Here is an 18,797-nt window from a genome sequence, read left to right as displayed (position 1 = left end):
GTGGTGGACGTCGGATTGGTGCCTGGGTGTACTAGTTACGGGGAGCTGAAGCTGCGGTCGGAGCGGGGTTATTCGAGCGGGACTACATGGGTCGCCTCGAGGCTGCCGCTCGGGAGGCGCTGGATAGCGAACGACACGCGCTGCCCCTCCTCGACGTCCTGGTAGCCCTTCATCTGGATCTCGGAGCGGCGAAAGGGGATTCCCGCCGGTTCAACGACTTCCGCCGGTTCATAGGACGCCGAGTACGACTGCCGGCGCCTGCGCCACCATCTGCGGTGCTGACTCGGCATCGGGGAAGAGGCCCAGCCGTCAGGTCGGACCGCGCCTTCGCCCTTCTCCAAGTTGAACCAGAGGACAATCCCCTCGGCCATGACGGCTCCTCGTACGTTCGGCGGCTGCGCAGTCGGCAGAGTACAGCGTAGAGCCCGGGCCGTCGCCACCGTGAAGGCCGTCATTCACGGTCACTCCCTAGCTGGCCGTGAGTGGGAAGTTCTTGGGTGGCCACTGTCACTGTTCGTGTTGGTCGGCGTGTCAATGATCGAAAATGGGTGAGGTCTCCGGTAGATGGTTCATCGACGAAGACGAACGCGGAACCAGGAGACCTCGTGGACACCCTAGCGGTGACGAGGCGGTTCGACCTGACCGACGCGCAGTGGGTGGTGCTGGAGCCGTTACTGCCTCAGCCCGTGCGGTCGGGATCGGCAGGCCGAGCCGCCCGGCGGAGTTCGTCTCGAGCCGGCCGATCACGCGCTGGGCCGTTCGCGGGGCGGGCTGACCACCAAGTTGCACCTGGTCTGCGGGCAAGGCCAGAAGCCGTTATCGATCGTGCTGACCGCCGGGCAACGCGGCGACAGCCCGCAGTTCATCCCTTCCTGAACGGATTCTGGCCGACAAGGCGTACACCCTCACCACCTCGGCCACCTGCTGGTTGAGCGACTGCGGATCGCCCACATCCAGGCCATGTCCACGCCGATATTGTGGCCGACGAGGTACCGGCCGTTGACGCGGGCAGCGAGGTCGGCTTCCAGGTCAGGTTGCGGGCGGGACATCTCCCGGTCGGGTCGGGTCAGGATGTCCCACCACACGTGGTGACAGCATGGGAGGAGATCATGGCGATCGCGCGAATCGACGGTGGCAGTGTGCCGCGCCAGGGCAAGCCCTGGACAAGCCCGGACGCACTCGTCGTACGGGGGTTCAACGGCGCGGTCGCGGTGGAGGCTCGTCCCGGGGGCCGGCTGTGTTTCGGACGCGCCCCGGATCCGGCCGCGGAGGGTATGCGACTCGGCGAGGACGACCTGCGAGTCAGCCGTACCCACGGCGTGCTGGTCCACCGGCAGCAGTGGTGGTGGCTGCGGAACACCGGATCGTTGCCCATCGAGATCTCAGGCGGCCGCCGGGTCCACAAGGCCGACGAGGAGTATCCGCTGGACCCGGGACACACCACGCTGGTCATCACCGGGTCGAACGACCGCAAACACATCCTGCACCTGTACATCAACGGCCCGGACGGAGGGCGGCAGCCGTACCCGGTCCCGGACGGGCGCACAGTGGAACAGATCGTCTGGCCACTCACCCCGCGGCAGCGGCGGGTGCTGGTCGTCCTCGGCCAGCGCTATCTGCGCAGCGGCGACCTGGACCCACAGCCGCTGACCAGGCAAGGCACGGTAGACCACCTCAACGAGCTCTGGCCGGGCGAGAGGTGGACCTTGCGGAAGGTCGACCACGTCGTCGAGCCGGTCCGGCTGCACCTGCACGCGAAAGGGGTTCGCGGCGTGGTGGAGGCCGAAGTCGACCCGCCGGTCGGCAACAAGCTCAGCCACAACCTCCTGGTCGAGCTGACCGTCAAGACCGCCACCCTGACCCCCGGCGACCTCAGGCTGATCGATGGCGGCGAATGACGGGTCGCTAGTCGCTCGGCCAGATGATTGTGTTGGATGTGAACTGGCCGCCGCCGTCCTCGGACTTTCCGATTACCCACACCCGGTGGTTGTCGCCGTCGAACGGGAAGCGTTCGTCGGAGTGGACCGTGCCGTCGTCGCCAGCGTTCAACGTCACGCCGGGGTTCGCCCGGCCCCAGACGTCGGACCACGGTTGGAAGTGGTAGTCCGTGCCGGGCTCCAGCCCGGTGGCGAGGAACTCGATGAAGAAGCAGTTTCCCGAGCAGCCCTCGGCGGAGGTTCGCGGCCCGATGGACACCTCGATTCGTGGCCCGCGTGGGGCGTCCGAGCTCCGGGGCGGGTCTGATCGGGTGGTGATCGCTCGATTGTTGTGGCCAGGCGCACCGGCCGCGCGGGGTGTCGGCGTCGTCGCCGTAGCCGTTGTCGCGGCAGGCTTCGGCGGCGGAGTCCGGCTCGTGTCCGGCTTGGCGCTGGCACTGGGGCTTGGCAATGCGGCCGGCGGGTCAGCGCCGGATTCCCCGCCATTGTCGCGCCAGACGAAGATGCCGACGGTCAGCGCGACGGCCATCGCGGCCGCGATCGCGCCGAGCGCCCGCCGACCGCGCCATGGGCGTACGGCCGGCGTCTCGCCGGCCGCGGCCGGCGGCAGCGGCGTGACCGCCCCGCCCACCGGCAGAGCCGATGAGGCGGAAGCCTGTGCGAACTCGGCCAGCATCCGTCGGGCCTGTTCGGCGGTCGGGCGGTGCTGCCGCGCGGCGTTGAGCAGCTTTTCCAGTACCGGGCGCAGCGGGCCAGCCGCGTCGTGGATCTCGATACCCTCGGGGCGGGCGGCCAGGCCGGCCATCCCGGCGCTGTCTGGGTTCTCCTCCGCCCATGGGCGCGGCGGCAGGCCGGTGACCAGGGCGTGCACGGTGGCGCCGAGCGAGAACACGTCGCATGCGGCCACCGGCAATCCATTGATCAGCTCCGGCGCGGCGTAGTTGGTGGTATACGCGATCGGGGTCTCGGGCGAGATCGTGTCCGCCCCGCCGATCCTCTGCGCGGCGTCGAAGTCCGCCAGCTTCACCGTGCCGTCCCGGTCGCGAACCACGTTTGCCGGCTTCACGTCACAGTGGACCAGACCGGCGCTGTGCAGGGCGGTCAGCGCATCGGCGATCTGCTCGCCGATCCTGGCCGCCTGCTGGTGGTCGAACCGCTGGCCGGCCAGGCTGCCGCCGGATAGCCGTTCCATGACCAGCCACGTGCCGCGGTAGGTTTCGTCGTCGATCTCCAGAACGTCGTAGACCGTGACGATGTGCCGGTGCCGTACCCGCGCGAAGGCCCGCGCCTCACCCGGGCTGGTCCGCTTGAGGACGACCTCCCGGCCCAGCTTTTCGTCGTGGGCGTAGAGGACCTCGCCGCGGCCCTCGCGGACGGGTCGGCCGCCGGCCGCCCGGAAACGGCCGGCGAGGAGCTCCCCGCCGGCCGTGCGGGATGGCCCCTGCGGAGTCTCGTCGCCCTCGTCCGGCGCCACCCGTGACCCCCTGACCTGGGAAGCGTTTCCTGCCCTACTTTGACATTGGTCCTCGGACGTGCCCACACGAGGTCAATGTCCCGAATACACCTTGCGACATCGTACCCGCGCGCGCCACCCGGGAGAGGTCCCGATCCCGCGCACCTACCGTCCGACGCATGAGCCAGCGCGATGGGACGGCGTTCGCCCGGGGGCGTGACCCGGGTGAGGTCGTGCGGGCGGGTATGCGCGAGCTGGCCGGGCCGCACCTGTACCGGCAGAACGCGTTCCGGCTGACCGGCCTGCCAGCCACTGTGGACCGTACCGGCGCGCGGCGACGGCAGCAGCAGTTGGTGGCCGCGTTGAAGCTGGGCGCGGACGTCGACGAGCTGGGCTCCTCGCGGGATCCGGACGCGGTCCGGGCCGCCTTCGACGTGCTGCTCGGGGACCCGCGTCGCCGGCTCGTGCACGAGGTGTTCGCCGCGTGGGGGGAACCCGACGGCTGCGAGTGCCCGGCGCTCGTACACCAGCAGCACGACACCGCGGTGACCGCGCACGCGGAGGCGATCGACATCGACCCCGACGAGCTGCTGGCCGCGACGATGGCCGGCGAGCTGCCGGCTGCGTGGGACCTGGCGGCCGGATCGTGGTCCAGGACGGTGCGGTCGGCGTCGTTCTGGCGGCATCTACGCCACCGCGTCGAGCGACTGGACGACCGGCAACTGGACGTGTCCGCTGTGGACGTGTTGAAAGGCGAGCTGCCGAAGCTGCTGGTGAAGCCGCTTCTGGCACTGGCGGCCTCGGCGCGGTACCCGGCTCCGCTCCGCAAGGGCATCGACGACTGGCCGGTGTCGCGAGCGGATGCGGACTGGCTGCTCGAGGAGGCCGCCGAACCGCTGTACGAGGAGCTCGAGTCCCTGGTCGGTGACTTGCACGCTCGCGCGGACTCCGATGATCCCGACGAGGTCGTGGCGATGGTGCGAGAGGCGGTCAATCCGGCCCTGGCCAGGCTGGAAGGGCTCATCCCCCGCGACGGGAGCCGGCGCACGGCGGTGCTGTGCAACCGCACGGCGGTCGTGCTGAACAACTGCGCCTTTCGCCGCTTCCTCGACGACGGCAAGTACGACAACACGGTCCAGGCGTGGTTGTGGCAGGCCGACGCGCTGGCCACCGACCCGATGACCGAGGAGACGATCGACACCAACCGCCAAGGGATGCGGAGGGCGGAGCGAGAGCTCAACGACGTCTGGGCGTTGGCGCTCAAGCTGCAACGGCTCAGGGGCAGGTGGGCTGCCGAGCAGTTTCTGCGGCGGATCCTCGACGACATGTCCGACGACGATCCGCGCGGTGCGGTCCAGCGGATGCTTGCCGACCTGGGCGGCGGCGCGACCGGGGATACCCGTACGGGCGACGACACGACCGTCCGGGTGGGATGCGCGGTGATCGCCGTGGCGGTGGTGGTTGTCGCGATGCTGGTCTTCTGTTTCCTCCTGCAGGGGGACCGGTGAGCCTGCTGGAGACCGGTCACCAGGTCACCGACACGCTCGTCGTCGACCGGCTGCTCGGCGAGGGTGCCTTCGCCGAGGTGTACCGGGTGCGCCACGAGTTCCTGGGCTGGCAGGCGATGAAAGTCTTCAAACAGCGGTCTACATTGGACCAGACAAGGACGCTGCTGGGGGAGGCGCGGCTGCTGTCCACCCTCGGGCATCCGAACATCGTGCGGGTGTTCGATGCCGGTGCGGTGCACACGCCGGAGGGCTCCCGCGGCTACTTCACCATGGAGTACGTCGCCGGCGGCAGCCTGGAGCGTCTGGTACACGCGTACCCGCCGACGCTGCGCGTGGAGCTGGCCGTGGAGGTGGCTGAGCAGCTCGCCAGCGGGTTGGACGCCGCGCACCGGCAGGACCCGCCGGTGCTGCACCGCGACCTCACCCTGGCGAACATCCTGATCGGGTACGACGGCACCGGTATGCGGCTGCGGATCAGTGACTTCGGTCTGGCCCGGCGTGCCGACCCGGTCACCAAGCTGGCCGGCGCACAGGGCACCTTCGCGTTCATGGCGCCGGAGGTGCTACGTGGGCACGCCTACTCCCGGGCCGGTGACATGTGGTCGGTTGGCACGATCGTGTACCTGCTGCTGACCGACTGCCTGCCGTACGACGACGGGTCGCGGCTGTCGTCGTACTCGCCGGCCCGGTTCGCACGGCCGCCGCTGCCGCCCAGCCGGTACAGCCCGGAGGTGGACGAGCACCTGGACCGGATCGTGCTGGCCATGCTCGAGGTCGATCCGGCCAGGCGGACCGGGTCGGCGGGCGTCCTCGCCGACCAGCTGCGGACCCGGCGGCGGCTGCTCGCGGGTACGGCCAACCCCGCTCTGGCGAGCAATGCTCCGGGGTCTGATGCCGCCGATGCCGCTGGTCCCCTACCGCCACCGAGCCCACGGGCGCTGCGACTGGCCGAGCAGGCGTTGGGTCTGTCCCGGCAGGCCGGCCAGCTGGACCGGGCGGCCGACCTGCTCGAAGAGGCGGTCAACCAGTCCCCGGACCTGCGGGTCCGGTACCTGTCCACAGTGCTGCTCTGGCGACGCGGGGTGACGGCATGAGGTCTGTGACCAGGCTGCTGGAGGGCATGCGGCAGCGCCGGCACCACCGGGCGTTCCGGATCGAGCCGCCGGCATGGACCGGACCTCAGCTGAGCCAGCTGGAGACGCTGCTGAGCGAGGCCCTGGCCCACGCGCGAGGCGACATCGAGCCCGAGACGCCTACGGCCGCCGGGCAGCCCGAACCCAGCCATCCGCCGGCCGCGACGGATGAAGCGGCGTTGGTGAAGGCCGCCAGCGAACTGTGGCGGGCGCGGCGGCGGTTCAACCGGAACGGCGAGCCGTCCACCGCCCGGGACAAGCAGACCGGACGGCTGTTGGACAAGTGTGCCGAAGCTCTCGACGACGCCGGCCTGCGGATCCAGGACCACGAAGGTGCCGAGTTCAATCCAGGTTGGACGGTCGAAGTGCTGGCGTACCAGGAGGAGATGGCGCTGCGGGTCGAGACCGTCATCCAGACCGTACGCCCGGCGGTCTATCTGCACCGACGCCTGATCCAGGTGGAGCAGGTAGTCGTCGGCACCCCCGGCAAGGACCATGAGGCGAGGAGTGACCATGCGTGACACCATCGACTTCGGTATCGACCTCGGTACCACCAACAGCGCGATCGCGGTCGTAGGGCAGGACGGCACCGCGGTCGTGATCAAAGACGTCGAGGGCTGGGACATCACACCATCGGCGGTGTGGATCCCGGGGCCGGGCGAGGTCCGGGTGGGCCGGCGGGCGCGGGCGAAGGCGGCGAGCGATCCGGACAACGCCACGGCCGAGTTCAAGCTGGACATGGGGCTTGCCGACATCCGCAAGGAGTTCGTGAAGGGTCGCGTGAGCATGACCCCACCGCAGCTGTCCGCGGAAGTGCTCAAGTCTCTGCGGGCGGATGCGACGCGTGCCACCGGCACCGCACCGGACCTGGCGGTGGTCACGGTGCCGGCCGCGTTCTCGTTGAACCAGAACAAGGCCACGCTGGACGCGGCCGCCCTCGCGGGCTTCGGCGAGGGATGTCCGCTCGTCCAGGAGCCGACCGCCGCGGCCTTCGCGTACGGGTTCAACGAGGCCCAGGACCGCGGGTACTGGATGGTATTCGACTTCGGCGGTGGCACCTTCGACGCGGCGGTGGTGTCCAAACGCGACGGCGACCTGCGGGTGCTGAACCACGCCGGTGACCGCCGGCTCGGCGGAAAGGACATCGACTGGGCCGTGGTGGAGCAGATCCTCGCTCCCGCGGCCGCGCAGGAGCTGGGCCTGCCGGAGTTCCACCGGGAGAATCCGGTCTGGCTGGGCAACTTCGCGAACCTGAAGGAGGCGGCCGAGCAGGCGAAGATACAGCTCACCGGCCGGGATCTGGAGACGGTGGAGATCGAGCTACTTCTCCCGGACCGCAGCCGGGCGGACTTCAGCTACACGCTTCGCCGCGGCGACTTCGACCGGGTCGCGGAGCCGTTCTACGTGCGGGCGATGAACCTGTGCCGCAAGGCGCTGGCCGAAAGCGGTCTGGGACCGGACGACATCGACCGGCTCGTACTGGTCGGCGGCACCACCCTCGCTCCCGGCCTTCGGGAACGGCTTGCCGACCGCACCGACGGTATCGGCATCCCGCTGGACACGAGCCTCGACCCGACCACCGTGGTGGCACGCGGAGCGGCGATCTTCGCCAGCACCGTGCGCCGTCCCCAGCGGTCATTCCAGCCGGCTGTCGGCGAGTTCGCACTGCAGCTGGAGTACGAGCCGAGCGTCTCCACCACCGGCCCGACGGTCGCCGGAAAGCTGCACGCCGCCGAACCGGTGAACTGGACCGGGTACGGGGTGGTGCTGGCCAACCCGGAGGGCCAGCCGCCGTTCCGGTCGAGCCGCATCGCGCTGAACGCCGAAGGCGCCTTCGCCACCGAAGTCTCGATCGATCCACACAGGACATCCCGGTTCACGGTCGAGGTGACCGACTCGACCGGCGTACCGCAGCGGTTGGCGCCGTACACATTGGCGATCACGCACCGCAGCGTCGAGTTCGGCGGCGCCGGCCTGGGCCACTCCCTCGGTATCCAGCTCGCGGACCGGGTGTTCTCACCGGTACTGAGGAAGGGTGTTGCCCTGCCGACGAAGGGTCACGGGCGGTATGCGACCACCGGCAGGCTGGACCGGTCAGACGCCGATGCCGTGGTGCGGATCCCCGTCGTGCAGGGCGAACACGCTCGGGCCGACCGGAACCGCCAGGTCGGGATGCTGGAGATCCGCTCGACCGACGTCCGGTTCGACCTGCCAGCCGGTACCCCGGTGGAGGTGACCTTCGAGGCGGACGTCTCCAACATGGTCACCGTGATGGCCGAGGTGGAGATCGCCGACGTCCAGGTCGAGGCGGAGATCAACCTCGACGACGTGCGGACGCCGCCGATCGAGGCCCTGAAGGCGGAGCTCGACGAGGCGAAGCGCCGCCTGCGGGAGGTACGCGCGGACGAACCGCAGTCGTCGAAGGCCCGGGACCTTCTCGACCAGCTGGACCGGGAGTCCCTGGTGCAGATCGCGGAGGGTGAGATCCGTACCGCGGAAACCGACCCCGGGTCCGCTGCCGCTGCGGAAGACCGGCTGCGGGAGGCACACGCGCGGCTGGACCAGATCGAGGAGGCGGCGCAGCTGCCGGCCGCTGTCGCCGACCTCCGCGACTGCCTGGCGGAGGCCCGGCAGGTCGTGTCCAGTGCCGGCCAACACCAGGACCGTCAGCAGTTGGCCGAGCTGGAACGGCGGGCCGAGGACGCGATTGCCAGCGGCTACCTGGCCCGCGTCACGACGGCGACCGAGGCGGTCACCGGCCTGGTCATGTCGGTGGAACGGCGGCAGCCCGGCTGGGCGATCGGGCTCTTCCACGCGCTGTGCGAGATGGAGGGACAGATGCGGCCCACCGGGCAGGCCGCCGCCCTGGTCCAGGAGGGCCGGCGCGCGGTGGCCGCGGGCGACGAGCGGGCAGTGGCGTCGGTGAACGCTCGCCTGGCCCGGCTGCTGCCGCAGCAGGAGCGGTCGCAGGTCGTCTGGGTGGACGAGCTGTGAGCACGACCGCCTTGCGGACGGGACTGGCGGTCAGCCGTGCCGCCGCGATCGCGCGCCGTGGCGACCTGGACGCCGCCGCCGTGCTCCTCACCGACCTGCCCGACGACGACCCTGCGGTGCTGGACCTGCTCGCCCGTATCCGCGGCCAGCAGGGCCGATGGCCCGAGGCCGACCAGCACTGGGCCCGGGTGCTCGAACTCGACCCCGCAAACGCGACGGCGGCCCGGGGCCGGGCCGTGATCGCCGCGATCCTGGCCGGGAAGCGCCGGCAGCGGCCCATCGGGCAGGCCGTGGTGCTCGCCACGGCCGGCAGCACGCTCGCCGTCCTGCTCGCCGCCGGCGTGGTCGTCCTACCCGGCGAGCCCACGCCCAGAGCGCATCCAGCCTCTGCCCCGCCAGCCTCTGCCCCGCCAGCCTCTGCCCCGCCAGCCTCCGCCCCGTCGGCCGACCCGGTGCTCGCCGAGCGACGCCGCGCCGAAGACCTGCGCCGCCAACTCGACCGGATCGAAGCGGACCAGACCGCCGCCACGCGACGCCGGACCGCCCAGCTGGACGCCATCAGCAAGGCGCTGGCCATGCCGGGAGTCATCGTCAAACGCCGGCCGGAGGCGGTCGAGATCTACTTCCGCGATGGGCTGTTCAGCAGCGAGCTCCGGTTGACCAGCACCGGCGCCGACCTGCTCACCGACGTGGGTCGCCAACTGGCGAAGCTGGACGCGTCCATCACGGTCGTGGGGCACAGCGTGGCCGTGCCGGGCGGCCGGACCAGCGGCGGCAGCGGAACGGCGCTGGACCGGGCACATATCGCCGCCCGACGGCTCGCCGACGCCGCGCACCTGCCGCTGACCGCGTTCACCATTCGCACCGCCGACCAGCGGGAGGGTCCGTTCGAACAGGCCGCCCGCAACCGTACGGCCAGCCTGATCCTCACCCCAACCGAGCCAGGTCCTCGATAGCACCGAAGGTCGAAGGAAGAGGAGAGTCCACGATGGAACATTCGCTCGCCAAGGCCTCATGGCTGACGCCCTTGCTGGTACTCGTGCTGCTGCTCGCAGGGTGTTCGTCAGCCGAGGAACGGCCCACGCCGCCCACACCGCCGCCACCCGCCACCCGCGCGCTGGTCATATGGTCCGAAACGATCTGCACGCAGGTGCAGCAGATCGACCAACTGCGCGGAGAGTTCGCCGAGCTGGAGAAGGAGCTGGCCCCATCGCCCGGCGCGAGCCCGGGCGTGGACCCAGTACTCGGCTCTCGAGCCGAGATCTATGTAGACACCGTGGTCAGGTCGGTCGACTCGGTGAACAAGACATTGAACGAGTTGACGCCCAGCGGAGTCCCGGCGGCGGAGGCACATGTCGCCGGACTGGTGGAGCAGGTGGGCAAGGTCCGCGCGCAGCTGCCGCCCAAGGAAGAGGCCCCGCGGACGTCAGTGCCTGACGAGGAGCAGATCGCCGAAGCGAAGCGGATAGGCGCGGTCATCGCCAAGATCGAGCCGCAGAGACCAAAGCTCGTGGCACTGGTCGAAGGCACGCCGGCGCTTATCTCCTCCTACAACCTGGCGCCCAGTTGCACGCCGCTGAAGCAGCACGATGAACGGGTGCGGACGCTGGTGGCGTGGTCGACCGCGATGTGTGACACCACGGAATCACTGCTCGCGCTGGACACTGATCCGTTGGCCAGCCCAGAGTTTACCGATCCGCGGTTCGCCCAGTTCGCTGGACACACGCTGGCGAACTACATCTCGTCGGCGGCCCGTTCGGTGAACCAGATCGCCGAGCATCTGGGCTCGCTACCTCCGACCGGGGTCGCAGGTGCGGACGAGTACCAGTCGCGCCTCCTCACCGCCGTACAGGCGGCCACGCAGAAGCTGCCGAAGCACGAAGGGGACCTCCACATGCGGGGCTCACGGCCGATCGGGGAGCTGAAGGCGGAGGCCGCCGAGGTGGCCAAGACGCTCAAGTCGATCAAACCCAAGGAGTCGGATCTGCCATCCGCCGTGGCGACCGACCCGGGCCTGCTCGCCGCATACAACCTTGCCCCGGCCTGCGAACCGCCCACGCCCGCCTCGACCGAGCTGCCGAAGGCAGCCGACGGCACGAACGTGGCGGCGTGCCGGTCCGGCAAATGCCAGATCCAGGTGAACGGTTCGGCTGACGTGGCCGTGAGCGGCTTCAAGTTCAAGATCTCGGTGACCCCGTCGCGCGTGAACGTGTCACACGACTCCGGCCTACTGACGCTGGGATCGGGGGGTGAGGGGTCCTTCGGCAACCGCGACAAGACGGTCAAGCTCAAGGTCCTTGGGCTACGCGGAAACACCGCGGTGCTGGACATCAGCACGTCCTGATCCCGGCCCCGAGCTGCGTGTTCGCGTCTGGGCCAGGTAACCCACGCCGCGCCAGGATCGAGCGTCGCAGCCAAGGTTGAGCGGGTGCCCTGTGGGCTGCCACGTCAGGGTGACGCCTCTGGCCTGGTTGGATGCGGCCGGGCAGGGTCGATGGTGTGGTAGTTCAAACGGTCGCCTTGATGATCGTTCGCCGGTTTCTGGGAGTTCTGGGGTGCGGTCCGGCACCGGAGGCGGACGTGGTGGAGATCGCGGTGTTGCGGCACCAGTTGGCGGTGCTGCGCGGTTAGGTTCCGCGTCTGCGGTATACGCGGATGGATCGGGTGCTGCTGGCCGGGTTGGCGAAGGTGTTGCCTCGCGAGCGGTGGGCGGTCTTCCTGGTCACGCCCGCGACGCTGCTGCGGTGGCGTCGGGAGTTGATCGCCCGGCGGTGGATCTATCGTGGGAAGGGGCGTGACTCGTGCGGCCTGGAGGAACGGGTTGTGGTGTTGGTCCTTTGGTTGGCATGGGAGAACCTCCGCTGGGGATACCTGCGGATCGTGGGGGAGTGCCGCAACCTTGGGGTGCGGGTGTCGGCAATCTCGGTAGGATGCGCGGTGCCTGCCCAAGACCATGGCGGCACAGGACGAGTAGGCACGCAACCTGCTGATGGACTTGGAAGAGCATGGGCGACGGTTCCGGTATTTGATCCGGGATCGGGATGCGAGGTTTACCGGCGCGTTCGACGCGGTCTTCGGTGCTGCGGGTGTTGAGGTGGTGAGGATTCCACCGTGGGCGCCGCGTGCGAACGCGTTCGTGGAACGCTGGGTGCGCACGGCACGAGCCGAGTGTCTGGATTGGACACTGGTCTGGAACCAGCGTCAGGAGCGAAAGGAGGTTGAGCATGTCAGCGAGGGGAAGCCAGGTGATTCCGCGTTCACGGCCCACCGCGATCTCCCTGTTGATCCGAAGGGCGAACGCGGTGATTTGGAGGCCAGCGAGGACTCCAGCGGCAGCCCACAGCGCTCCAAGGTCGATATTCATGCCCAATGCCCCTCCGGACGACACTTCAGCCCACCCGCACGGAAAGCATCGCGGGGGCGGATAACCGACAGGCGGGAGGTTCCCACAAACGCGTCGAGCGTCCACGCCCGACTCCACAACTGGAGGAGCAGGGCGGGCACCGGTACGCGTCAACGACAGCGATATACACATCCGTTAGCAACGACTTCAAGAACCGGGTCCTGGGACGAGCCCTCGCCCGGGTGTACGCACCGCAGGAAGGCGATCCGCGATGAAGAAGATGACCTTCCAATGGCATCTGCGACAGGTCATGGCCACCCGCGGGATGTTCCAGACCAGCGAGTTGAGCCGCTGCTGGCCGAACGTGGTGTGCACCTGTCCCGTGAGCAGGTCTACCGCCTGGTCACCCAGGCCCCGCAGCGGCTCAACATGGACGTCTTCGCCGCGCTGTGCGACGTCCTTGGCTGCGGGCCGCAGGATCTTGTTGAAGTCGTCGCGGCACCACAGCAGGTCCGCAAGACGGTCGCGGGCGGCGAGACCGCCAAGTCCGGCGTGGGTGATCTTCGACCGGTCCGGGCCAAGATCCGCCGTCCCGACAACAGCTGACGTCCACTGTGGTCCGCCCAGTCGGCCGCTGCGAGGACTGCGGCCGTGACGGTAAACGGCTACGGCCCGGCTCGGCGGCCGGTGTCTGCAACGCCTGTTACGCCAACCTGCGGGCTGAGGCGTGCGCCCGATGTCTGCGGGTACGGCCGGTGAACAAACGCACCAGCGAGGGACCGCTGTGCCTGCGCTGCTACCGACACGATCCCGCACACCAGGTCCGCTGTGCCCGATGCGGCGGACTCGGCTTCGCCGCTGCCCGGACATCGGATGGGCCGCCTCAGCGGCGTGGTCGACAACGCACCCCACCACCCGGCCGCCGCCGTCCGCGTGCTCTTCCGCGACCTGGACCCGGCCTGGAACCTGATGGCGCGAGCTGGCGATGCTCTGGCTCCAAAGAGACGCAGGGGCCGCGCGGCCAACCGCCGCTAACCGGCGGCAGGTGTGGCCGGCGAATGGGTCAAGACCTCATGCGCAGCGCCCCAAGCGCGGACATTGGCGTAGCGATTAGGTCCATTGAGTGACGGTGAGCATGAGGCCGTCGTTCCGCTTGTCCGTGACCTTGATCATCGTTAGATTGCTGCCGTTCGTCCAGACACAGAGGGTTGTGCCATGCTCGGCCGGTGCGTCGTTAACCGGAATCGTCTGTAGGCTTTGCTCGCATTTGTCAGCCGTGGGTGTGCCGCTGCCGGTCAGATCAGCGAATGCCGAACCCTGAGCGGTCAAGCGGTACTCAGTCCCGTATCTGCTGTTGTCCAGCAGGATATCCGCAGTGCCGATATTTCCTGCCGGTCCGGACACCTGGCTTGGCGGCGACGAGTCGAGCTCGACGCCTGCCGCCCGATGGAGCAGGAACGGACCGTTCCAGTGGACCTGGTACGACGATCCACCCGAAGGGCCGGCGGTGGTCAGCGGTGGCCTTTTCGGGGATGTCCTGCTCGGCGTCGGTGTAGGCGACTGACTGATTGGCGCCTGGCTTTGGGACGGTATGGTCGACGGAGATGCGACTCCACCGCCGCCCTTTTCACCAGCCAGATCATTCGGGAGGAGATCGTCCCACGCGCGCTCGATCGAACGGCACGGACAACGGCCACGACAGCGATCGCGCCGATCGCCATCTCACTGCCACCGTCGTATCGGCGGCCGCCCAAGCCATCACACCGTTGGCCGCCACGTGCCAGGGCCCACACAAAGGTGAGCCCTGGCACCGAAGAGCCCAGCGCCTCAGGTCAGCACTGGATGCCGGTGATGAAAGCGGTGCCCGTGCCGTAGACGCGCTTCCACAACGCGCTGCGGCCACGGCGGTCGATCGTGAACTGGCTCGGCCCGCTGAAGTAGCCGGCCGTAACGCAGCCGGCCGGTGCCTGGAAGGCGTCCACGTCGTAGTAGTACCGGCCGAGGTTCGTCGACAGGCCCCCTGGGCTGACGTACCAGGCGGCGTTATACCGGTTCTGCGAGTAGCTCTGCACACATGGCGGCGTGGCACCCGCCCACGAGTCGGACACGTCGTGCCAGCAGTTGGTGACGAAGATGTCACGGCTGACCTGGTTGTTGAGCTTGCCGCCGCAGCCCGGCGTCGGGCACGCCGCCGCTAACGCGGTCTGCGGTGCGGGCTGTGCCACGACCACCAGCCCGGACATCAGGGCCGCCATCACGATGGCCGTCAGCAGCCGTCTCGGGGTTGTCAGGACCTTCACTGTCGCCTCCTATCTGGGAGTTGCGTGAGCGCTACCCAGCTTGGACGCGGCGCCTATATGGTTTCTTGCACGCCATCAACGGGGGTGGTGTCTGTGGACTTTCGGGTGCTCGGCCCGGTTGCGGTGATCGACGATGGTCGGTCGCTGCCGCTAGGCCCGCCACGGCAACGGCTGCTGCTGGCCGTGCTGCTCGGCCGCGCCGGCGAAGCCGTCACCGTCGAGGCGCTCGTTGACGCGCTGTGGCCGCGGCCGCCCCGGTCGGCGGTCGACAACGTCTACCTGTACGTGCACCGGCTGCGCGCCGTGCTCGGCGGCGAGCGGCTGCCAGGGCGGCGCCGCACCGGGTACAGCCTGCTGTTGGACCGGGGTGAGCTGGATGCGGCCCGGTTCGCCGACGCCCTGCAGGCCGGTGAGGCCGCCCTGGCAGCGGGTGACCCGGCGTCGGCGACCGGCCGGCTACGGGCAGCGTTGGAGGGGTGGCGCGGCCGGCCGTACGAGGATCTGGCGGACGAGCCGGCGGTGGCGATCGAGGTGGCGCGGCTGGAGGAGCTGCGGCTGGCGGCGATCGAGCAGCGCGTGGAGGCGGACCTGTCGCTGGGGCCACCGGGTGGCCTGATCGGTGAGCTGGTGGAGTTGGTGGAGCGGCACCCGTACCGGGAGCGGCTGACTGGCCAGTTGATGCGAGCCCTGTACGGGCAAGGTCGGCAGGGTGAGGCCCTGGCGGCGTACCGGCGGACGCGGGCGTTGCTGCGTGACCAGTTGGGGTTGGAACCGGGCGCGGAGCTGCGGCGCCTGGAGCGGATGGTCCTGATCGGGGAGCCCGCGGCGGGTCCGCGGCCGGCGCAGCTGCCGGCAGACCTGCCGTACTTCACGGGCCGGGCGGCGGAGTTGGCCACTGTGGACTCCCGGTGGGCGCCGGGCGCGATGGTGACGGTGGTGGTGGCAGGGCCGGCGGGTGTGGGCAAGACGGCCCTCGCCGTGCACTGGGCGCACCGGATGGCGGACCGATTCCCGGACGGCCAGGTGTACGTGAACCTGCGCGGGTTCGATCCGAGCGGTGAGGCGGTGTCGACGGCGGAGGCGGTCCGGGTGTTGCTGGACGCGTTCGAGGTGCCTGCGCAGCGGATCCCGGCGAGCGTTGCGGCGCAGGTGAACCTGTATCGCAGCGTGTTGGCGGGCAAGCGGGTGCTGGTGGTGCTGGACAACGCCCGGGACGCGGAGCAGGTGCGGCCGTTGCTGCCGGGGGCACCGGGGTGTATGGCGCTGGTGACGAGCCGCTGCGAGCTGACCGGTTTGGTGGCGGCGGACGGGGCGTATCCGGTGGTGCTGGACCTGCCCCGCGCGGACGAGGCGGGGCGGCTGCTGGGCCGTCGGGTGGGCGTGGAGCGGGTGGCGGCGGAGCCGGAGGCGGCGGCACAGGTAGTGGCGGCGTGTGGGCGGCTGCCGCTGGCTCTGGCGGTGGTGGCGGCGCGGGCGATCACCCGGCCGTTGGTACCGCTGGCGGAGTTGGCGGCGGACCTGCGGGAGGCACGGGCCGGGCTGGGTGCGTTCGCCGGTGATGACCCGGCGACGGACGTGCGGGCGGTGTTCTCGTGGTCGTACCGGATCCTGTCGCCGGCGGCGGCTCGGCTGTTCCGGCTGCTGGGCCTGCATCCAGGGCCGGATCTGGATGTGCGGGCGGCGGCGAGCTTGGCGGGCGCGCCGGTTGCTGAGGCGGGGCCGCTGCTGGCGGAGCTGGTGGCGGCGAGCCTGTTGACGGCGCGGGCGGGGCGGTTCGCGTTCCATGATCTGCTGCGCGCATACGCGGCGGAGTTGGTGCGGGAGGTGGAGGAGGCGCCGGCGCGGCGGGGGGCGGCTCGCCGGATGCTGGATTACTACGTGTACGCGGCAGGGGCCGGGGATCGGCTGGTGTCGCCGCTGCGTGACTCGGTTACGGTGGCTGCGGCGGCGCCAGGCGCCGTGGTGGTGGCGTTCGATGGGTACGCGGACGCGATGGCCTGGTTCGCGGCGGAGCGGGCAGTGCTGGTGGCGGCGGTGGGGGCGGCCGCCGAGGCCGGGTTCGACGGCCATGTGGCGCCGCTGGCGTGGTTGATGGTGAGCTTCCTGGATCGTGGTGGACGCTGGCAGGACTGGATTGCCACGCAGGGCATGGCGTTGGCGTCGGCGCGGCGGTCCGGTGATGTGGTGTGGCAGGCTTTCGCGCACCGGGCGCTGGGCCGGGTGTATACGCTGCTGCACCGGTACGAGGAGGCGGAGCCGCACTTTTCGGCGGCGCTGGAGCGGTATGAGAGGGCCGGCCACGCGGCGGGTGCCGCGTATACGCACCTGAATGTGGCGATCCTGCTGGGGGAGCGGGAGTGGCATGCCGAGGCGTTAGGGCGCGCGGAGCGTGCGCTGGCGTTGTTTCGCGGTGCGGGGCACGTTGTGGGTGAGGCGTTGGCGTTGAACTCGGTCGGGTGGAGCCTGGCGCAAGTGGGGGAGTACGAGCGCGCGTTGCGGCACTGTGAGCGGGCGCTGGGGTTGCATGAGCGGCACGGCAACCGGCACAACGCGGCGATTGCCCTGGACAGCCTGGGGTACGCGCACCACAGCCTGGGGCGGTATGAGCGGGCGATCGACTGTTACCGGCGGGCGTTGGACATCTACGAGGAGTTAGGCAGCCGGTACTACAGCGCGCAGACGCTGGTGCGGTTGGCGGACGCGCACGAGTTGGCGGCGGACGCGGGTGCGGCGTGGCATGCCCACGGCCGTGCGCTCGCCATCCTCGACGACCTGGGCCACGTGGACGCCGACCGCTTACGCTCTCGCCTTCGCCACTGACTCCCGACGATGCCCGCCGAAGCCGCCCGTGATCAGGGAGGAGCGCGGCGCACGGGGCGGGTTAGCGGCCGCGGTGGCGGCGGAGCCAGATACCGACGGCGCCGATGAGGATGAAGAGCAGCATCGCGTAGACCAGGCCTTTGAAGAGCACGGCCAACCTTCGCACATCGGGGTGGGCGGCGGTCAGTACCATGCGCCGGTGGACGAACCCGTACGGCTGGCCGTCGACCTGGGCACCCACGCACACCGTCGCGGTGGTGCGGCGCGGCGGGCAGCAGCCCCGGGCCCTGTTGTTCGACGGTACGCCGTCTAACACCGTTCGTAGTGGGGCTGGTTGGTAGGCTCGGAACCATGACTCAGCCCGTGCTCGCCTACCGATGGAGCCAGAGCGAGTTCGTGCGCGCATCGGAAGCCGGAGCCTTTGACCACCGGGTGGAGCTCGTTGAAGGAGAGATCTGGCCAGTGGTGATCGGTTCCTGGCACGGTGATACGGTCGGTCAGCTTCTGGCGCTGCTGCCGCGGTCCGGGGTGCGGGTGACGACCGCGACCCTGCCGACGGGGGAGTCGCTTCCTGACCCCGACTGTTGGGTGCGTCGGGCGGATGCGGATCCAATCGGCACCGTGGGGTCAAGGCTGTCGATCTGGGACGCTTCCGATGTGCTGCTCGTGGTCGAAGTTGCCGACGAGGCCCTGATCCAGGATCTCAATGTGAAGGCCAGGCTGTATGGACAGGCGGGTTACCGGGTGTACTGGGTAATCACCCAAGAGGCGATCTACGAGCACACCGGTCCCATCGCCACCGGGTACCGGACGCGCGTCGAATACCTTCACGGGGAGCGCATTCCCGTCCCGTACACCGCTACGGACCTTGCCATTGATGATCTGATTGCCCCGCGTCCTGCGTAAGTCCCCTCGCGGTTGGGCGAGCGCTCCGACTCCTTTACTCGACCGGTTTATACTTCAGGCGACCTGGGCAAACGTGCCTGAGCATGTCGCTGGCGCACTGGACTACCCTGGGGGTCAAGGGGTCGTCGGTTCGAATCTGGCCGTCCCGACGCAGGCCAGAGGGTTGATCCGATCTCGGATCGGCCCTTTGTGTCCTGGGGACCAAGATCGGTCAAGTTCGCGGCGGATAGCGCGCCTTGACTGTCGGTCAAGCTTCAGCGGCCAGTGCGGCCAGTGCGGCTTATTGCCAAATTCTTCTCTTGCTGTATCAAGGCGGCTCGCAAAGCGGGCCGCGCCGGCCCCCGAGTTCCGCAGTTCGTAGGCACGCGAGTGTGATCGGTTCTGAGTCGTTGCTGGTCAGCGA

The 18,797-nt window shown here is 69.5% G+C and carries 17 protein-coding genes and 1 pseudogene; 13 read left to right on the top strand and 5 right to left on the bottom strand.

All coding sequences use genetic code 11. From position 1 onward, the window contains the following. Positions 1-68: 68 nt before the first annotated feature. Entirely contained in the window at positions 69-371 is a 303-nt protein-coding gene (locus tag V6V89_RS32280; protein WP_334623325.1) for a cold-shock protein, read from the bottom strand. 361 nt (positions 372-732) lie between these two features. On the opposite strand from V6V89_RS32280, the pseudogene V6V89_RS32275 reads away from it, so the two are divergent. Then, positions 733-864, top strand: a pseudogene (locus V6V89_RS32275) (IS5 family transposase); the annotation flags it as partial. Positions 865-905: 41 nt separating this feature from the next. Here V6V89_RS32275 and V6V89_RS32270 read toward each other — a convergent pair. Beyond that, a complete protein-coding gene (locus V6V89_RS32270) occupies positions 906-1,085 on the bottom strand; it encodes a hypothetical protein (RefSeq protein WP_334623324.1) in 180 nt (59 codons plus the stop codon). A 24-nt stretch (positions 1,086-1,109) separates the two neighbouring features. On the opposite strand from V6V89_RS32270, the gene V6V89_RS32265 reads away from it, so the two are divergent. Continuing rightward, positions 1,110-1,898: a hypothetical protein gene (locus tag V6V89_RS32265; protein WP_334623323.1), complete on the top strand. Its 789-nt coding sequence runs from the start codon at positions 1,110-1,112 to the stop codon at positions 1,896-1,898. A gap of 7 nt (positions 1,899-1,905) precedes the next feature. Here the strand turns inward: V6V89_RS32265 and V6V89_RS32260 are convergent, their stop codons facing one another. Then, a complete protein-coding gene (locus tag V6V89_RS32260) occupies positions 1,906-3,411 on the bottom strand; it encodes a serine/threonine-protein kinase (RefSeq protein WP_334623322.1) in 1,506 nt (501 codons plus the stop codon). A gap of 158 nt (positions 3,412-3,569) precedes the next feature. Here V6V89_RS32260 and V6V89_RS32255 point away from each other — a divergent pair, with 158 nt between their 5' ends. From V6V89_RS32255 to V6V89_RS32215, 9 genes are all read left to right on the top strand, one after another. Further along, a complete protein-coding gene (locus tag V6V89_RS32255; protein WP_334623321.1) occupies positions 3,570-4,898 on the top strand; it encodes a hypothetical protein in 1,329 nt (442 codons plus the stop codon). Further along, a complete protein-coding gene (locus V6V89_RS32250) occupies positions 4,895-5,992 on the top strand; it encodes a serine/threonine-protein kinase (protein WP_334623320.1) in 1,098 nt (365 codons plus the stop codon). The genes V6V89_RS32255 and V6V89_RS32250 overlap by 4 nt, the downstream gene beginning before the upstream one ends. Beyond that, positions 5,989-6,552 carry a hypothetical protein gene (locus tag V6V89_RS32245; RefSeq protein WP_334623319.1) on the top strand — a complete coding sequence of 188 codons (564 nt, stop codon included), beginning with the start codon at positions 5,989-5,991 and terminating at the stop codon, positions 6,550-6,552. Before V6V89_RS32250 ends, V6V89_RS32245 begins: the two co-directional genes overlap by 4 nt. Next, complete coding sequence (locus V6V89_RS32240) at positions 6,545-9,025, top strand: Hsp70 family protein (RefSeq protein ID WP_334623318.1); 2,481 nt, start codon at positions 6,545-6,547, stop codon at positions 9,023-9,025. The genes V6V89_RS32245 and V6V89_RS32240 overlap by 8 nt, the downstream gene beginning before the upstream one ends. Beyond that, entirely contained in the window at positions 9,022-9,981 is a 960-nt protein-coding gene (locus V6V89_RS32235) for a hypothetical protein (protein ID WP_334623317.1), read from the top strand. The genes V6V89_RS32240 and V6V89_RS32235 overlap by 4 nt, the downstream gene beginning before the upstream one ends. A gap of 32 nt (positions 9,982-10,013) precedes the next feature. After that, entirely contained in the window at positions 10,014-11,369 is a 1,356-nt protein-coding gene (locus V6V89_RS32230; RefSeq protein ID WP_334623316.1) for a hypothetical protein, read from the top strand. 1,290 nt (positions 11,370-12,659) lie between these two features. Next, positions 12,660-12,974 (top strand): helix-turn-helix domain-containing protein, encoded by a 315-nt coding sequence (locus V6V89_RS32225; protein WP_334623315.1) that lies wholly within the window; start codon positions 12,660-12,662, stop codon positions 12,972-12,974. Between the two features lie 222 nt (positions 12,975-13,196). Beyond that, positions 13,197-13,403, top strand: a complete 207-nt coding sequence (locus V6V89_RS32220; protein ID WP_334623314.1) for a hypothetical protein — start codon at positions 13,197-13,199, stop codon at positions 13,401-13,403. Between the two features lie 340 nt (positions 13,404-13,743). Then, on the top strand, positions 13,744-13,932 hold the full coding sequence (locus tag V6V89_RS32215) for a hypothetical protein (RefSeq protein WP_334623313.1): 189 nt from the start codon (positions 13,744-13,746) through the stop codon (positions 13,930-13,932). A gap of 268 nt (positions 13,933-14,200) precedes the next feature. Here the strand turns inward: V6V89_RS32215 and V6V89_RS32210 are convergent, their stop codons facing one another. Continuing rightward, on the bottom strand, positions 14,201-14,668 hold the full coding sequence (locus V6V89_RS32210; RefSeq protein WP_334623312.1) for a hypothetical protein: 468 nt from the start codon (positions 14,666-14,668) through the stop codon (positions 14,201-14,203). Positions 14,669-14,761: 93 nt separating this feature from the next. Here V6V89_RS32210 and V6V89_RS32205 point away from each other — a divergent pair, with 93 nt between their 5' ends. Further along, the gene (locus V6V89_RS32205) at positions 14,762-17,488 is read left to right on the top strand and encodes an AfsR/SARP family transcriptional regulator (protein WP_334623311.1); all 2,727 of its coding nucleotides are present in this window, start codon (positions 14,762-14,764) and stop codon (positions 17,486-17,488) included. 61 nt (positions 17,489-17,549) lie between these two features. Here the strand turns inward: V6V89_RS32205 and V6V89_RS32200 are convergent, their stop codons facing one another. Next, positions 17,550-17,804, bottom strand: coding sequence for a hypothetical protein (locus V6V89_RS32200; protein ID WP_334623310.1), 255 nt, complete (start codon positions 17,802-17,804; stop codon positions 17,550-17,552). A gap of 35 nt (positions 17,805-17,839) precedes the next feature. Between V6V89_RS32200 and V6V89_RS32195 the strand changes: the two genes are divergently transcribed. Further along, positions 17,840-18,394: a Uma2 family endonuclease gene (locus V6V89_RS32195; RefSeq protein ID WP_334623309.1), complete on the top strand. Its 555-nt coding sequence runs from the start codon at positions 17,840-17,842 to the stop codon at positions 18,392-18,394. The last annotated feature ends 403 nt before the right edge of the window (positions 18,395-18,797 follow it).

The sequence above is a fragment of the Micromonospora sp. CPCC 206061 genome (assembly GCF_036906915.1).
Taxonomy (GTDB): domain Bacteria; phylum Actinomycetota; class Actinomycetes; order Mycobacteriales; family Micromonosporaceae; genus Phytohabitans.
Note: the sequence above shows the minus strand (reverse complement) of the source record. Positions and strands in the feature narration are given on the sequence as shown.

Bases quoted from the DNA above. Each gene is read 5' to 3' on its own strand.
- V6V89_RS32265 (WP_334623323.1), top strand. From the start codon at position 1,110: ATGGCGATCGCGCGAATCGACGGTGGCAGTGTGCCGCGCCAGGGCAAG.
- V6V89_RS32225 (WP_334623315.1), top strand. From the start codon at position 12,660: ATGGCATCTGCGACAGGTCATGGCCACCCGCGGGATGTTCCAGACCAG.
- V6V89_RS32280 (WP_334623325.1), bottom strand. From the start codon at position 371: ATGGCCGAGGGGATTGTCCTCTGGTTCAACTTGGAGAAGGGCGAAGGC.
- V6V89_RS32230 (WP_334623316.1), top strand. From the start codon at position 10,014: ATGGAACATTCGCTCGCCAAGGCCTCATGGCTGACGCCCTTGCTGGTA.
- V6V89_RS32195 (WP_334623309.1), top strand. From the start codon at position 17,840: ATGACTCAGCCCGTGCTCGCCTACCGATGGAGCCAGAGCGAGTTCGTG.
- V6V89_RS32255 (WP_334623321.1), top strand. From the start codon at position 3,570: ATGAGCCAGCGCGATGGGACGGCGTTCGCCCGGGGGCGTGACCCGGGT.
- V6V89_RS32240 (WP_334623318.1), top strand. From the start codon at position 6,545: ATGCGTGACACCATCGACTTCGGTATCGACCTCGGTACCACCAACAGC.
- V6V89_RS32245 (WP_334623319.1), top strand. From the start codon at position 5,989: ATGAGGTCTGTGACCAGGCTGCTGGAGGGCATGCGGCAGCGCCGGCAC.